This is a genomic window from Paenibacillus sp. J22P169 (assembly GCF_059691995.1).
Map to the genome: position 1 here is coordinate 1,705,233 of NZ_JCAUAO010000001.1, position 16,758 is coordinate 1,721,990.

General features: G+C 43.1%; 11 protein-coding genes. 1 reads left to right on the plus strand and 10 read right to left on the minus strand.

Annotated features, from left to right (window positions below; translation table 11 throughout):
• Positions 1–4: 4 nt before the first annotated feature.
• The 7 genes from AC58QG_RS08050 to AC58QG_RS08080 are packed head-to-tail and all read right to left on the minus strand — an operon-like array spanning position 5 to position 10,871.
• Positions 5–685 carry a DUF4956 domain-containing protein gene (locus tag AC58QG_RS08050; protein ID WP_497361563.1) on the minus strand — a complete coding sequence of 227 codons (681 nt, stop codon included), beginning with the start codon at positions 683–685 and terminating at the stop codon, positions 5–7.
• A gap of 26 nt (positions 686–711) precedes the next feature.
• Positions 712–1,419 (minus strand): polyphosphate polymerase domain-containing protein, encoded by a 708-nt coding sequence (locus tag AC58QG_RS08055; RefSeq protein ID WP_497361564.1) that lies wholly within the window; start codon positions 1,417–1,419, stop codon positions 712–714.
• Between the two features lie 2 nt (positions 1,420–1,421).
• Positions 1,422–4,535, minus strand: coding sequence for an exopolysaccharide Pel transporter PelG (gene pelG, locus AC58QG_RS08060; protein ID WP_497361565.1), 3,114 nt, complete (start codon positions 4,533–4,535; stop codon positions 1,422–1,424).
• Complete coding sequence (gene pelF / locus AC58QG_RS08065; protein WP_497361566.1) at positions 4,523–5,965, minus strand: GT4 family glycosyltransferase PelF; 1,443 nt, start codon at positions 5,963–5,965, stop codon at positions 4,523–4,525. The genes pelG and pelF overlap by 13 nt, the downstream gene beginning before the upstream one ends.
• Positions 5,962–7,782: a DUF2194 domain-containing protein gene (locus AC58QG_RS08070; protein ID WP_497361567.1), complete on the minus strand. Its 1,821-nt coding sequence runs from the start codon at positions 7,780–7,782 to the stop codon at positions 5,962–5,964. Before AC58QG_RS08070 ends, pelF begins: the two co-directional genes overlap by 4 nt.
• Positions 7,775–8,686 carry a hypothetical protein gene (locus AC58QG_RS08075; protein ID WP_497361568.1) on the minus strand — a complete coding sequence of 304 codons (912 nt, stop codon included), beginning with the start codon at positions 8,684–8,686 and terminating at the stop codon, positions 7,775–7,777. The genes AC58QG_RS08070 and AC58QG_RS08075 overlap by 8 nt, the downstream gene beginning before the upstream one ends.
• Positions 8,679–10,871, minus strand: a complete 2,193-nt coding sequence (locus AC58QG_RS08080; RefSeq protein ID WP_497361569.1) for an NAD-dependent epimerase/dehydratase family protein — start codon at positions 10,869–10,871, stop codon at positions 8,679–8,681. Before AC58QG_RS08080 ends, AC58QG_RS08075 begins: the two co-directional genes overlap by 8 nt.
• A 254-nt stretch (positions 10,872–11,125) precedes the next feature.
• On the opposite strand from AC58QG_RS08080, the gene AC58QG_RS08085 reads away from it, so the two are divergent.
• Positions 11,126–12,526, plus strand: a complete 1,401-nt coding sequence (locus AC58QG_RS08085; RefSeq protein WP_497361570.1) for a DUF4832 domain-containing protein — start codon at positions 11,126–11,128, stop codon at positions 12,524–12,526.
• A gap of 62 nt (positions 12,527–12,588) precedes the next feature.
• Here the strand turns inward: AC58QG_RS08085 and cls are convergent, their stop codons facing one another.
• The 3 genes from cls to glgD form a co-directional block, all read right to left on the minus strand.
• Positions 12,589–14,043, minus strand: a complete 1,455-nt coding sequence (gene cls, locus AC58QG_RS08090; RefSeq protein ID WP_497361571.1) for a cardiolipin synthase — start codon at positions 14,041–14,043, stop codon at positions 12,589–12,591.
• A 119-nt stretch (positions 14,044–14,162) separates the two neighbouring features.
• Positions 14,163–15,593: a glycogen synthase GlgA gene (gene glgA, locus AC58QG_RS08095; RefSeq protein ID WP_497361572.1), complete on the minus strand. Its 1,431-nt coding sequence runs from the start codon at positions 15,591–15,593 to the stop codon at positions 14,163–14,165.
• Between the two features lie 53 nt (positions 15,594–15,646).
• Positions 15,647–16,756 carry a glucose-1-phosphate adenylyltransferase subunit GlgD gene (glgD, locus tag AC58QG_RS08100; RefSeq protein WP_497361573.1) on the minus strand — a complete coding sequence of 370 codons (1,110 nt, stop codon included), beginning with the start codon at positions 16,754–16,756 and terminating at the stop codon, positions 15,647–15,649.
• Between the last annotated feature and the right edge of the window lie 2 nt (positions 16,757–16,758).

Here is a 16,758-nt window from a genome sequence, read left to right on the forward strand (position 1 = left end):
ACCATTATTGAGCATAGTCCCCTGTATAATTGATAAGGGATACATCCTGGACGCCTTCGATGCGAGAAAACTCATTTACAAAAGCCGTATTATCATCTCGAAGGCGCATCTCCAAGGTCAGCTCTGTGAAGTTTTTGCGGACCGTTTTCGATTTCACGCTATAGTTCATTTGTCTTAACCTTATGCGCAGCTCACCTATGGCATCGTCCGTATGACGAATGATCAATAGGTAGGGCTGTTCTCTTATTTTACGCCTAGACAAAAATAAAAGAGCTGCCCCAATGGCAAGAGAACCAAGTAATGAGACGGGGTAAAGCTTTGCACCAGTCGCAATACCCACCGAAATCGCCCAGAACATGTACACGATATCCAGCGGATCTTTCACCGCTGTTCGGAAACGTACAATGCTGAGCGCACCGACCATGCCAAGTGATAGGACAATGTTTGTGCTGATTGTCATGATAATCAGTGTCGTAATCATACTCATCAGTACAAAAGTAACGTTGTAGTTATAACTATAAACAACGCCGCGAAATGTTTTACGATAAATATAGTAAATGAACATGCCGATTCCGAATGAGACAGCAAGTCCCAAGAGTATATCGATATATGAAATATTACGGAATGCTTCTAAATGAAGGATGCTTTTTTTGACGACATCTTGAAAATTGAGCGAATCTCCCATCTTGTCTCCCCTTACTCTTTGAACAGTTATGGTCTAAAATGCCGATAGCCCACCTCGCGGCAGATCACATACTTTGAAATACTGGAACGATTATGTGAATCCGGTCTGACGATGAGTCGAATCGCTTCTGGGAGAAAGTCATTATACTTGATCTCCATTATTGTTTTGGTTGAATCGAGTGCTTCCGTCAGAGCCAAATTGGGTTCGAACAAATCATGTGAATTAATACCTGAGGACAACATTTTATCGAATGTGATACGGACATCACCTAGTTCATACACATAGGCCTCCCGTATATAATCAACAATGGCTGCCGGCTTGTACCCGCCCTGCAGCGCTTTGTAGAAATCCTTTAACAGCAGATGGTTATGCTCTAACAGGAAGGAGAAATCTCCCTTGAATAACCGATCGTATTCGTCGCGACTCAACTGAGCAGCTTCTTTGCACACATAATCACCATATTTGCTTTTTCGTTCCAACTTAATCGTCCGGTCGCTGCCATTATAAATACGAATACGGAATTTTTGCCGACCGAAGATACCATTCACTTTATCATAAAGGGAATGATCCTGCGGACCGTCGAAATATAAGCTGCGAATACCGTATCCGTCCTTGTCATCGGAATTTCCGTCCAATTGAAGCATGGCGGCAAGACGTTGTCGCAGCGTAACGTATTCATACGGGTGAATATAGTATTTCAGCTCATGACGCAGTTTTTTCCCAAGAAACTCCATGTTTATTTCACCTCAATCGCTTTGACTCCGTAGTAGGGCTTGTCATCTGTTTCGTATATATCAAAAGCGATTTGCTGATGCCCCTTCGCATCTTGAACGGTCACCTTCCAGAAATATTCCCCAGGCTTTATGTTATTTAATTCTACACTTGTATCCTTCAAATTTTTCCGTTGTTCCACAACGTCTGTGAACGCCGGATCTTTAGCCAATGTCCATTCGTAGGTTAGATCGTCCCCTTGCAAGTCAAACGATGGATCCCATTCTAACCGGTACTTCCCATTCTCATGAAGTAGATCGGACAAATAAAACGGCTTCGGCTTTTCTACATCCTGTTTAAACCGTTCAATTGAACGAAGCGGAACTCCCTCAATCTTCTTGAATTCCTCATCCAATTTATTAAGCTGAATTGGAAGAAAGTTGATATCAGGCGCCTTTTTCATGAAAGGTTCGACAACTCCCCGATAAGACTGCAAACGTTTGGCAACTGTATCATTGTTGATCGATAAATAGATCTCGTCGATTTTATCCTTCAACAACTGGACATTCTTTTCGCTGCGAAAAAAACGGTTGTGAAGCATACTTCCCCAATACGTGCTGATCCCATCATTGTAAGGGCTAATACTGCCCAAGCTGCGTTGAAGCTCCCAACCACCATCATAGTCCCAAGGAAGAAAGTACCATTTATTCGAATTCAAAGGGGAATACAAGTAGAAATTATGCGCGTCCGTATCCATATTGTCCATCAAAATATTGGAAGCAAGAAACGTAAGGTAATTGTCTAAATCAAAATGTTTGGCAACTACATCGTCAATAGGCATTGAGATATTGTTCACATCATCGAGCATCGCCAGAAGTTTGTCATGATCCTCATACCCATTTATTTCTAATCGGGTTTCAAAAGTCGATTTGTTGTACATCGGGTCGGACATGGACTTAAGCTCATCCGGATAGCGGAAAAACTCGAACATTTCAGCCTTGTAAAGTTGCCCGTTCGGGTCCAGCCAGTGACTTTTCAGAAACTTTTCGTTCGGTTGCTCAATATGGGTGAACAAACCATTATCCTCGAAACCCTTTCCCTCCCCGTTTCCTTCGGACAAATCCTTAATGTACAAATGTACGAATTGCGTCCTGAGGCTGGTAAAGTTGGGAAGCGTCTCAAAAATATCAAAGCTTAATTTGTTGCGGATTCTCGCATTATCAGAAATGTGTTTATTCAGGTTAAGCGTCCGCTGATCATGCCACAAACCGGCTTGATCCTCCAAGCGGATTTTATAGGAGCGCTGTGCTGCATAGCGCGCGGTGTTCCCGCGCAAACTGATTTTCCCGTTACTTTCTGTGCTCGCGTAACCGAACATGCCGGACTTCGGACCGCTCCCATCAGGTGCACCTTCCTGTACAATGACCTTAAGATCGCCCTCATCCATCCGGCTACTGATCCGATTCATCGCATACCATGTGAGCGGATTCTCTTTACCGCGCTTATCGGGTAGGATCGTTAAGTAAATCGTATCAATTGACGTATCCTTATCCTGCTCGTATATCCGCTTATCTTCTACCAACTTATCATTGGCAATGATCGGGCTCGTACCAGAAAGTGTAGCTTGCCCGACAGTGTTAGATTCCTTCACTTGTTCATCGGTACAGGCTGTAAGGAACACAGCTGCTGTAAGCAACATCGTAGTCATGATAAATTTGGTTCTAACGCGTCGCCAGAATGGCAACTTTTTTTGAACAGTAACCGTAATCGGTTGAGCACAAAACGTATAGTAATCTATATTTCTTACATACATAATGAGACGGGCTAAAGCACAAAGAAGTGTGACGAAGGCTGCTATAAAAATGCCTAGACCGTGATATTCCGCGTTCATTGACCAGTATGTGAATCCTGCATTCAATACCACAAACAAACTGCTGACAGCAAGAACACCTCTCCGATCGTCAAAATACAGCATGATGAGCATAATAATAAAAGACATGATGAACACAAAGTAACCTAGGACGAGAATGTTGAATGTGTAGAGCTGTGTAATTGAAAAACCAAACATTGGCAACAGCTTAATGCCCAGAGCAAGAGAAACGACTGTAAACAGAAGCTGCACCTCCATCATAAAACTGACCTCTTGCATCAAAGTTCGCTGCATGTCCCATTTGGCACGTGTAATCTCCTGCAGCGTTCCCCCATTCAAAATTTTATCGTAGTATCCTCGGAATTTATCATAAAAGGTTGTCTCCACCGAGACAACAAACGTAACAAGTGTAGGTACGACCGTTATGTATGCGTAAAAAACGGGTAGATCATAGAACGGAGAAATCAGATAGCGCCCTCCGATTTGTTCCTGGTTGGGACTGAACCAGTAGACAAAGCTATGTACATAAACACCTGAGTAAAAAAAAGTACCAATGAAAAATAAGGACGGATATTTACGGAAATATTTGAAAAAATCGAAATAAACTAGACTGGATTTCCTCGGGAACTTCTGCTCAAAATGGTAGGCGGTCAAGAGTAAAATAATCATGAAACCGATATCCATCATGGTAAGTACGGCAGCAGCACTTTTATATGGTGTGTACTTCAGAAGCAGCCATGAGCCTGCTATAGCAACGACGACACCGTAACAGAAGTTGCGAACAATTCTTTTGTAATCCTTCAATGCTGATAAATGTACGGATTGCAGCCAAATGACAATTAATTCAGTGAAGAACAAATAGGCAGCAGCTTTATACCCGAATCCTACCGTCACTTTTCGTAAAAATAACCAAGCAACGAGCGAAGCTATCGGTAAGGCTACAGCAATCGCACCATAGTAGGAAGAGAGGAGATGTTCATACTTTTTTAGATAAATCATATCCGAAATGAACCTGGTCACGATCATGGATAACCCACCCGTAATGAGCACAGAGAAAATAAAACAGTATACAACTGTCGCAAGAAAAAGCTGCCGTTCCAAGTAAGGTGAATCTGCGGCTATCATGAACCTCTGCATAAATACAATCGTACTCATGCACAGGATCATCGGCCCCACCGTCGTCATCGATGAATAGGCATAAGCTCTAAAGCTGTTTAATAGCCCCTGCCCACCGAATAGTCGCCTCAGCTCGAATCCTATCCCCGCCATGTATGCACCTCCTGATACGAGTTATACAGACTTTGATACCCTTCAATAAACTGCTTCCTCGTATAATATTTCCCAGCCCGCTCCAATCCGTTTCTCCCCATCTCTTCTCGCAGCTTTTTATTCTTGCAGAGCTTGATGAGCGCTGTGGCCATCTGGTCATAATGCATCACGGGAACGATCATGCCGCATGGTCCAATATCGTCTTCCCTGCCATGAAGCAGTTCACGACAACTTCCTACATCCGTGGCGACAAATGGCTTGCCGCTTGCCATTCCTTCTAGAATCGCCAGTGGCATGCCTTCACTTACACTAGAGAGCACTAAGATATCCATGCGACCTAAATATTCTTTAATCCGTACTTCCCCTGTAAAAATGACATCTTCCACTTGCAATGTATCTACCAGTTGGTGGCACTCTATGAGATATTCTTCATCCTCTTCGGAAGGTCCCATAATATATAACTCCGCGTACGGCACTTCCCGCTTCACAAGCGCAAAGCTTTGAATCATCGTTTTGATATCTTTGATCGGCACCACACGCACGATAGCGCCTATGCGAACAATAGCATCCTCTGGACGCGCCTCTTGTACCACTTCTTCGTAGTCTGCAAGATTGACCCCATTAGGGATAATTTTAATTTTCTCTGGGCTGCAGCCTAACTCAATTTCAATTTCTCGATTTCGATTAAACAAAGTAATAACCTCGTCAGCGCTGCCATATGCACACTCGGACAATCGGTAGAAATACTCGATCCATAGATCCTTAAAATACCCTTTTACCCAACCAGCCTTAATAATTTCTTCTTCACGCTCTCGTGAGTAGATCCCGTGCTCCGTTACCAAGAAGGGTTTATTGTAAAGATATTTAGCCAACGCACCAATCACTCCCGCATAGCCTGTGGAGACACTGTGATATAAGTCTGCCTTGGGAATTTCATGACGGATGGACAAAAATAACGGCAGCACCATGGAACGGACTGTCCAAAACATTTCCGTAAATGGAATTTGAGGATACCGCTCTTTGCATAAGGCTACCAACAAATCAAAGTAATCTTTGCTCATCAGAAAATCAGCCGCTACACGAAATTGCTTCGTTCGCAGCAAATGAAAGATTTCTCCCCATTCCACATGACCTTTCCCACCAAGCAAGGATTGAAACGACTCCTGCTGACTGTCTGTCAAACGAAACCGATGACCCCATTCACCTGATTCGCGCATATACGCATCAAGAAATATTTCTTTCACCTCGACTACATTGGAGGGCAGCTTATATTTGAATTGCCCTCGCTGCTTTTCGAAGGCTCCGATGGTAAATATGACAAATTCGTGTTCCGGAATATTTGTTATCAAAGAATGAATCCAACTTGAAACCCCTCCGGTCACGTATGGATAGGAGCCTTCGGCGATGATACAAATGCGCATATTCTTCATCCACCCAATTCAATATCAAATTCATTTTTAGTAACTGTGATTAAATATGTATTGGTATCGATTTTTTCTACTTTGCATCCATGAAGCTTACCTATTTTATTTTCCATCCTTGCGATAAAGAAAGCTCTGTCATGGAACGATGTAATCTTGCCATGCATCACATTCCCTTCCATACTTAAAACTACCTGACTCGCAAGTTCTTGCTCCATATCAAAGGCAGCTTCTGCTGACGTCATCGCCCTTAGCCATGGGTAAGCTTGATGGATGCGTTCAAACCTATCGGAAATAGTTTTGTACATCTGTTCCCAAGTCAAGCCACCGCTGCGATCCTCTGAAATCAAGTCATCAGGGTGGATAAAATGAGAGAATATCCCGTGTGCCGTTATGGCATTAGCTGTTATCCACCTTTGGTAGTTATCCTCCGAATAATCGGAAGTCACACGGGGCATTTCCAATATTCCGTCATCCGCTATGGAGTACTCCTGTACATAAGCAATATTTTTATCGTCCTCAGGATATAACGAAGAGATGACCGCAAGTGTCGGCCAGTACTTTTTGATTGCTTCTCTTCCTTCCGGACTAAGCACATTTGACGGAGGGACATAGGAAACCATGTCATAACTGGGAAAAGCATCTTTAGCAAAATTTACAGCTTCCGAGGTAGCTTTCGCCATATCATCGATATTGCCCCATGGCTTGTATTCGAACTCATCTGCGACTTCTTGACTTGTCGTTAAGGATTGATGATTATACCCATGCAGTCCGATCTCTCCGCCACTCTTTAGTACCTCTCGTCCATACGAGATGAGCCCCTTTAAATCTCTATCCGTCGGAGATTCAAAAGGCGGCTTGACTCTATCCTGGTAGGATTCAATCAGAACAGCTGTATATTTGACATCACTCTTCTTCGCTAACGCCAACATATCCGGCCACCAAATATCTTTATAGAAAGAGGGCGTCGTTTTGTGATATTCATTATAAATGATAGGATATATTTCTGTAGGAATCGGTGCTGGAAAGTCATCGAGATAGACAATTTTTGAATTAAAAATCGGATAAATAAACACAGGCTCCAGCATACTGAGGGCTCCGGCAATCAATCCCCGATTCAACTTCTCTTGTAGAATCGTTCCGTTAAATACCATGAACTTGCCCTGCCCGAACTGATAATCCCATAGAAGAGGCGCGCCGTCTGCGGTTTTTGCCAAAACCCTACTCTTCTCGTCAAGTTCAACCTCCAAGATTGAATTCATCATGAAATGCTCGTTAATCCGTAGATTCTCCTCACCTATCAATACATTAGACGTCAGATGAATGCCCTGTGCATTAAGAAGATTACCTGCATTCACAATGCCCATCTTGCGATAAAGCCGATAAAATGCATCTCCCTTCGTTGGAGTCGTCTCCTGAAATACATATCCCCCTTTATCTATATATTGGATCAGTTGTTCGAGATTTCCGATCAACCCCATGTCCTCTACTGTCGATACGACAACCTGGCATTCACTTACCTGGAATGCTCCGCCTCGGACATCGAACAACTTTGCTGGCTTTTTCATATAGCCCAACACCCGCTCTGTTTGGGTCTTAAGTTTCTCACTGAAATCATCCGTACTATCGAATACAACGCAATAGGGTTTGCCTGAGGGCTGCACTTGCGCGATAGCCGTTTTCAACCCTTTCAAGTTACCGTTAGCTGTACTGTTGCGATTGAACTGAAGAATGTATTTAGAATTTGTAACTTGCACAGCGATAGCCAGGAACAAAATTCCAATAAGAATGATATAAACGTTACGTTTGAGTCCGATTTTATTCATCCGTCTGCTCCTCTGACCAAAACCTCACGATAGTTAAAGCCTGATTCGATAATCGTATGGGAGATTTTTTTAATTGTATCAGCGTCGACTTCAAGTGCTCGATTGCACGCATCGTAAAGTATACTTTCATTAAACTGAGGTAGGCATCCTCATACAACGGAAATTGTTTTAAATACAGCAACGCCGTTTGTTCCGCTTCCGCATACTCTTCCAAATCAAGCTCAGTTTTAATCTTGTCGACATAGGCTTCCGCTAAATCTGGGGATTGTTCAATTAATAATTTCAACACGTTCGTGTAAGTGTAACTATATTTAATTCTTGTACGCTCATCAAGAAAACCACTACGCAAATAGGACTTTAATATCTCGGAGTAAGAAAGCAGAACATGAGCGTCCCCCTTATTTTCCTCAAACTTAACAGCCAGTTCTTGCAGATTTAGCGTTATTTTGCGCTTCATTTCCATAATCGCGCTAACTGCATAATGCGAAGTTTCTGTGTCTTCGTTGCTGACAGCCATCTGAAGAACTTCCAAATAGTCCAAAGAATCCTGTTTCAGCAAATCAATCATCACCCGGCGTCTCGTGGATATATCGTTGACAAGCAGTGCTTCCTCCAGTGGGACTACATTCATTTCCTTTTCCGTTTCCAATTTGCTTACAACATCAGGTTGATTGGATTTTTCGACAAGAATATCGGCGAACAACTCCTGCCTAGCTCGTTCATGACGTGCATCATTACGTTTATGCCATCGCTTGGAGCGAAAGGCAGGAAGGAGAAATCCGACTACAGGGAATCCGACAGCAAGCACAATACGAACCCAGGCTTCGTTCTTGTCATGCCGATGTCGGAAGCCGATGCATGCTATGCACAGTGCGATGTAAACAAGTAGTACCCACTCAAGCATAGCTAAACTCCTCATCTACCATTCGCATAAATATGTCATTTTGCTCAAAACGGTTTAAGACGAAAGCGGCTTCCTTCTGACTGGAATTGGAGAGAAGTACGAGAAGCTTTCCGTCCATGCTCATTCCCAAATAATCAGTTTCCCGCAAGAATTTTGAAACCTTCTGTGGCGTTATATCCGAAACCTCAAATGATTCGATTGGCGTAAGCAGCACGTACTCGACGCCATGCTTCGCATTAGCCATTTGTTTACTAGCTAAAATATCGGCAAAAACCTCCGGTTTTAATATCGGTGTTCCATCCATATATCTCTGAATGGCCGTAGCTTCCACATACGAAAGTGCTCTTGATAGGGAAGAAGATATTAGATCCACCATAATCTTAAAAAGATTTTGATGATACAACGTAAAATGATCGAACTTCATTGTATAAACAGAAATGACAGCAACGACTTTGCCATGATTGTAGACAGGAGCGGCAAGAAGAGGAATGCCCCCTTTTAAATCTTTGTTAACAAAAAGCTTCTTCTCATGAAGGAGCTTTTGGATATAAGGAAATTCCTCCACCTTCATTGACTTGCTTACATCAAATTGCGTGCCGCTCGACCTAGCTAATAGTCGAAGATAACTGCCGTATTTATTAACCGTATAGATCGTAACCGTCTGCGATTTCATGACGGATTCCACGACACTAACTGTTGAAGTAAAGATTTTTTCCGGCTCCAGACTTTCCAGCTCTTTAATAACGGAATGAATTTTGCCAAAGCTGTCTCCGTTGTTCATAATTTGCTGCTGAAGCTCCTCTTTAACTTGACGAGTCTCCTTATATACCTCCGTTAAGAAGTCGTGTTTCTCTGACAACGTTAAAAGCTCTTGTTTCTTTGATTCAAACATCGTGTTTTTCCGTTCTACGGCATACCCGACGACTAATCCGATAAACAAATAAATGGCAATATGAAAGAAGAAGTCAGGTTCGTAAAATAGAGAAAGTAATTCCCGGCCCATGCTGAGTTGATCAAAAATATAAAGAGTAGTTGACAATCCGACAGCAAGCATAGATTGCCTATTGCCATAAAGGATACCAAGCAAAATAATATAAATAATTTTGATATCGATAAAATCAGATAAGCTGTCTTCTAGCAGCAGGCTGATCCATGCTGTAAATCCAAAGGCCAGCGCATTCTCTGCATAAGGTACTAGCATACGAATGACTTTGCCCAGTCTTGAAGGAGAACTTTGCTGCTTTTTCTTGACCCGTAACTGTTCTTTCAAATTATGCGTTTGAATGAACCAATCGTACGTCTTCGCAAGCCCCTGCTGAAAAGAATACTTGGGCACCCAGTCTAAATCGTTAGCTATACGTCTATTGTCCAGCTTGGAACGATATATATCCCCTTGACGCTGGTCTAAGTGTATGAGCGCCACCGTTCCATGCAAACCTTGCAAAGCGCTAATCAGTTCGTTAATCGAATTTTCTGTATTCGTGGATAAATTATAGACGCCGCACAAGTTGGAATAAGACGAACGATAAATAGCGTCTGCCACATCTTCCACGTAGATGAAGTCCCTTTGCTGCCCGCCATCTCCATAAACAGCGAGTTCCTTTCCGTTTATCACTCTTTCCATAAATATGGAAATAACACCACCTTCGCCGACACTGCCTTGGCGTGGCCCGTATACGTTTGAAAAACGGAAACAAAGCGTTTCCAGACCGAACAATTCCTTCCATTTACTACAATACGTTTCACCTATCCATTTATTAATTCCATAAGGAGAAATAGGATCACAGACCGCGGTTTCAGTTAGAGGGATTTCTTCATTGTTTCCATAAACGGCAGCAGAAGAAGCGAAAATAAATTTATGAACATTATACTTCTGAGATAATGAAAGCATGTTGGACAAACCGAGGACATTGGACTTCGAATCCAATCGAGGGTCTTCAACCGAAGTCTTCACACTCACTTGAGCCGCGAGATGAACGACAGTATCAAAGCGGTTGCTGCGAAAAATCTCCTCGCATTTCCGATCCTCCACTGATAATACATAGCCCTTATGTTTAAAGTCCACATTTTGCTTATTGCCAGTAGACAGATTATCTATGATATAAACTTCATAACCTTCTTTATAGAAGCGTTCTGCGACAAAAGACCCAATAAATCCATATCCTCCTGTAATTAACACCTTCATACTGAGTTCCTCCAGGATAGAGTATTAATGATTTCCAAATTATCTGTATTTCGGTTCAATAAAAAAGCCTCATTATAGTACTTATAGCATATTTTTTCACTATTTAATAGCAAAATGTTGCAGAATTCTACCTATATCTAGTTCTTTTGAACTATATTTCGATGGATATTCACATAATCTGCTAATAACTATCTTGTAACGGCAGAACCTGTCTGATATTATTTCAAAGAAAGGTCATGAAGGAGGTATATCTCTTGAATTTCCGTCGTCCTCATGTACTTATTGCTATTATTCTTATTTTGGGGATAATGGGCGAATTAGGCTACAAGAGACTTATGGCAACTGAAGTTGTAAATCGAATTTCCTATTACCCCGCAGAAACGGATCAAGTTCTGAACAACCCGTATATGGGATTAGTCACAGATGCAAGATATAATGAATCGAAGCAGCCCTTTCGGCTTGCTTATGCCAATTTGACATGGGCCGATCTGGAACCTGAAAAGGGGAAGTATGACTTTGAAGCCATCGAGAACAAATTCAACTTTGCATTGTGGAAAGCAAATGGCGTATCTCTTATTCTCCGAGTGATTCTCGATACTCCGAGTGATACAACCCATAAAGATATTCCTGACTGGTTATATAAAGAAATCAGCGAAAAAGGGGTTTGGTATGATACGGACTATGGGAAGGGATTTAGTCCCGACTATAATGATCTTGTTCTAATCGAAAATCACGAACGTCTGATTCGAACATTGGGTAACCGCTACAATAATGATCCTCAAATCGCCTTTATTGCACTGGGCAGTGTAGGACATTGGGGCGAGTGGCATACCATGAATGATGGAGACCAGCCGATTGAATTTCCCAAAGAATATGTTACCGATCAATATGTCGAGCATTATTTGCGGTATTTCAAACAAAAACGATTGCTGATGAGAAGACCTCATGAAATCGCTTTGAACAATGGTCTTGGTTTATTTAATGATACTTTCGGTTCACACAACGCAACGATTGACGAATTCCTCAAATGGTATACCCAAGGCTATAAGTCTTGGCTTACTCAAAATGATCAGCCAGCCATGCCGGATTTCTGGAAATCGGCGCCAAGCGGTGGAGAGTTTTCGTCTGATGGAAATTATTTAAATGACGCTCATATCGAGGAAACCTTAGTACAATCAAAGCTGACGCATGTGAGTTGGCTTGGTCCCAATGCCCCTACTCAAGAACCTCTCGGCGGTGCGCTTCAACCAAATATTGATCGATTACTGAAAACCATAGGATATCGATTTGTCATCGCCAAAGAGTCCCATGAGAGGGAGATCCGGGCAGGAAGATCGCTGCATGTAAAACTTAGCATGATTAATCGGGGCGTAGCACCCTTTTACTTTCCATGGCCCTTCGAATACTCACTATCGAATGAACAAGGAGATATTGTAGCCCGCATGCGAACAAATTTGGATATCCGCGAATGGCTTCCCGGGGAAAGGGAAGTATCCGCCACATTGCCAATACCAGCCAACCTTCCACCTGGCAACTACAACATCAATGCTGCAATACTCAACCCACAAACAAGCAAACCGGAAGTGGACTTCGCGAATGATGGCAGAAGAAGTGACGGTCGTTATACACTTGGAACCGTGAAGATCGTGAATTAACAAAATGAAAGAAGGCCCATGCAAATCGCATGGACCTTCTTTCATTTTCGATTAGCTTTAGCTTATAAAATCGGTGATATCAATTTCGAAATCGACTCTAGAAACCGGATGCGCAATGAGCGTTTCTCATACTCCTCCAACGTCAGCTCCATACACCCCTCCATATCCATCCAGAAGGTATTCTCCAGCTTGGTTGCCGTCTCCTCATGGAACATCAACGCATTCGTCTCAAAATTAAGACGCAAGCTGCGAATATCGAAATTCGCTGTACCCACAGACGCTACTTTACCATCCACGATAATCGTTTTGGCATGCAGAAAGCCGTAATCATACAGATAACATTTCACACCGGCGCGGAGCAGCTCACCTACATAATATAACGAAGCCCAATGCACGAATAAATGATCAGCCTTCTCCGGAATCATAATCCGCACATCAATTCCCGAAAGTGCAGCAATTCGCAGCGCATTCAGCATACTTTCTTCGGGAATAAAATAAGGCGTTTGCAGCAAGATACGGCTTTTGGCCATATGAATCAGCTTAAGAAACGTGTACACAAAGTGCGGCCAAGTCTCATTCGGACCGCTTGCAACGATTTGCATGGGGACCTTCCCTTTAACAGCATCGTCCAAAATTGCAGGGAAATAAGTTGCATCCACCTCCAACGAATCAGCCGATGCCAGGTTCCAATCAAGAATAAATCGGGATTGTAACCCACGTACGACACTTCCAGTCAGTCGAAGATGCGTATCTCGCCAGTACCCAAACTTTGGATTTAATCCAAGGTATTCATTTCCGATATTAAATCCGCCAATGTAGCCGATCTGACCATCAATAATCACAAGCTTGCGATGATTTCGATAATTGACACGATAATTCAGGAAAGGAATTCGCGAAGGAAAGAACGCCGCTTTTTGTCCACCTGCCTGTTGAAAATCCGTGAAAAATGAATCCTTCAACGTACGCGAACCGATATCATCGTATAAAAAGCGTACTGTCACACCTTGCGCTGCTTTTCGCGTTAGCACTTCCATGATTCGCTGACCTAAGGAATCGTTTTTCACAATATAATATTGCATATGAATATGATACTTTGCCGCCTCAAGTCGGCTAATCAAATCATTAAACTTCTCGACTCCGTCTGTGAAAATATGTACGTCGTTGTCTTGCGACAAAAATGAATCATTCGTAGATACATTCAAGTAAATCAAATAGCGATACTCGGCTACCATGGGATCGATATAGGGAAACGTCCCCTCCGTTAACTGCTGCCGTTGCTCGCCAATCACTGACTGCATGCGTTCCTGCATGCGCTTATTCCATTTGTACAGCTTTCTGCGACTCAAATTCTGACCCAACATTACATACAAAAGGAAACCGAGAATAGGAATGAACAATAGCACCATTAACCAAGACCAGGTGGCAGCCACATTACGACGCTCTAAGAATACCACCGTGAGAGCTAGCAAAATATTTACGACGAACAGTACGGTCAAAACATGTGAAATCCAATCCACGCCCACAAGCTCTCCACTCCAACCTCTAAAAATCTACTAACGCCTATTATACCTGAATTTTCTAAATAACGAAAAAGACCCCCTCATTCTTTCGAATCAGGAGGCCCATCTCTTTATCCTTACGAGATCATTTCTTTGTAAAGTGCGATATATTGCTGAGCAGATCTGCGCCAACTATAATCGCATTTCTTCATATTCTGCTGAATCTTCATCCAACTGTCACGATCATTCTTATAAAAGAAAACCGCTCGCCTAATGATATGCAGCATATCATGAGCGTTATAGTGCGTGAAGGAGAAGCCTGTGCCTTCCCCGGTAAACTCATTATACGGCTGCACCGTATCTTTCAGACCGCCGGTTTCTCGCACGATCGGCACAGAACGATAGCGAAGTGCAATCAATTGCCCGATGCCGCATGGTTCGAATTGGGATGGCATCAAGAAGAGATCCGATGCCGCATAAAACTGATGAGCTAACGCCTCATCGAAGTAAATATGCGCAGACACTTTGGTGGGATGTGTCAATGCCGCATCTCGAAACATTTGCTCGTAAACAGGCTCGCCAGTTCCAAGAACAACAAGCTGAATGTTGAGCGCTAGAATCTCGCGCAGCACGTGCTGAATGAGATCTAAGCCCTTCTGCTGCACTAATCGAGTCACTAACACGATCATCGGGATGTCACCATCCACAGGCAGTCCTAGACGCTCCTGAAGCGCAAGTTTATTCTGCACTTTCTTCGGCAAAGAATCTCGGTAATTCACAGCTAGATTCTTATCTGTCATCGGATCGAAGACGTCGTAATCAATCCCATTCACGATGCCAGTTAACTGATCTTTACGATGACGAAGCAGGCTGTCCAGAAATTCGCCGTAATACGGCGTTTGAATTTCCTCTGCATAGGTCTCACTCACCGTTGTGATTTGATCTGAGTACAATAGCCCACCCTTTAGGAAGCTAGCGCCACCATGAAGCTCTAGTGCGGTTCCAGAGAAATGGTCATCTGACAAGCCGAACAAATCTTTGAACACCTCTTGGCCATACACACCTTGATACTTCAAGTTATGTACAGTCGTCATGGTTTTGATCTGGCTAAAGAAAGGCAAATGCTGATAATGAGCTTTCAACAAAACAGGAATCATGCCCGCTTGCCAATCATGACAATGAATGACATCCGGCTGAAAATCCAGATAAGGCAGCGCCTCAATTACGCCTCGACAGAAGAATCCAAACCGCTCCGCTTCATCCCCAAACCCATAGATGCCAGAACGCTTGTAATAAAATTCATTATCCACGAAATAAAAGGTGACCCCTTCATGTTCAAGCCTATCAATTCCGATATATTGCTTGCGCCAGCCTAACTGCACCTCGAATGTTGTAACATGAGACATTTTATCTCTAAATTTAGCAGGAATATCCCCGTATTTGGGCAAAATGACCCGCACATCAAGACCTTGATGTGTCAGCTCCTTAGGTAAGGAGCCTATCACATCCGCTAATCCACCTGTCTTTATAAAAGGCACGGCCTCCGAAGCCGCGAACAGTATTCTCATCTTGCCACTCCTCCAACTTTGGTGGAACCAGAACTTATCTTCCTGATCAACAATTAGATGACTTTGGTTTTCGCTGCAATGAATGGTGCCTTATTGTCACCCGTTAACACGCGGCCGCGGCTAATGAAAACATCCTTATCCAGAATCGCATTCTCGATAATTACGTTTTCCTCAATCTCGCAGTTTTGCAAGATGATACTGTTTTTCACATAAGCGCCTTTACGGATTTTCACGCCGCGGAACAAGATACTGTTCTCCACTTTTCCTTCGATTTGGCAGCCATTCGCGATAAGCGCGTTCTTGGCGGAAGCGGAGTCCCAATACTTGGCAGGCGGCTCATCCTTAACCTTGGTATAAATAAGGTTCTTCTGGAAGAAAAGTTCACGCCAAATCGCTGGGTTCAGCAGCTGCATGCTGTGCTTGTAATAGCCTTGGATGGAGTTCACAATGCCCAGATGCCCTTCAAATTTATAGCCATATACACTTAGCTTATCAATATTTTTCATAATGCCATCGCGTACCAAATGATCATAACCCTGCGCTAGACAGGATTCCACCATATCCAAGAGCAACGCCTTGCTCATGATATACATTTCCATGGAGATATTGTTCGTCCGCAAGCGGCCCGTATGATCTTCCATCAATGTGACTTGGCCAGTGTCTTTCACAGCCATGCGTCGGAATTTACCATGAACCTCTTCATCCGTCTGCTTATAAATTACAGTGATATCAGCCTGCATATCTTCATGGTAACGAACGGCATCGCGCAGATCTAGATTGCACACCATGTGACTGCGGGAAATAATGACGAACTCTTCTTTACCACGGTAGAAATAGTCACGATGGCTATAGAATTGATACAAATCACCGCGAGAAATCCCTGTCGGTTCATCAAGAACAGACGGTAGGACGAATAGTCCTCCACGCTTACGATCCAAATCCCATTCTTTCCCAGATCCGAGATGATCCATCAGCGAACGATATTTGTGTTGTGTGAATACAGCTACATTGTCAATCCCAGAATTCACCATATTGGAAAGTGCAAAATCGATTAACCGATAACGTCCGCCGAACGGCACAGATGCCGGGCAGCGGAAATAGGTCAGTTCCTCCAAATCATCCGGTTCATTGACTAAATTAATGACTCCCATCACGTGTTTCATCT

Coding starts and splice junctions, on each gene's coding strand:
- AC58QG_RS08050 (WP_497361563.1), bottom strand. CDS start 685: ATGGGAGATTCGCTCAATTTTCAAGATGTCGTCAAAAAAAGCATCCTT.
- AC58QG_RS08055 (WP_497361564.1), bottom strand. CDS start 1,419: ATGGAGTTTCTTGGGAAAAAACTGCGTCATGAGCTGAAATACTATATT.
- pelG (WP_497361565.1), bottom strand. CDS start 4,535: ATGGCGGGGATAGGATTCGAGCTGAGGCGACTATTCGGTGGGCAGGGG.
- pelF (WP_497361566.1), bottom strand. CDS start 5,965: ATGAAGAATATGCGCATTTGTATCATCGCCGAAGGCTCCTATCCATAC.
- AC58QG_RS08070 (WP_497361567.1), bottom strand. CDS start 7,782: ATGAATAAAATCGGACTCAAACGTAACGTTTATATCATTCTTATTGGA.
- AC58QG_RS08075 (WP_497361568.1), bottom strand. CDS start 8,686: ATGCTTGAGTGGGTACTACTTGTTTACATCGCACTGTGCATAGCATGC.
- AC58QG_RS08080 (WP_497361569.1), bottom strand. CDS start 10,871: ATGAAGGTGTTAATTACAGGAGGATATGGATTTATTGGGTCTTTTGTC.
- glgA (WP_497361572.1), bottom strand. CDS start 15,593: ATGAGAATACTGTTCGCGGCTTCGGAGGCCGTGCCTTTTATAAAGACA.
- glgD (WP_497361573.1), bottom strand. CDS start 16,756: ATGAAACACGTGATGGGAGTCATTAATTTAGTCAATGAACCGGATGAT.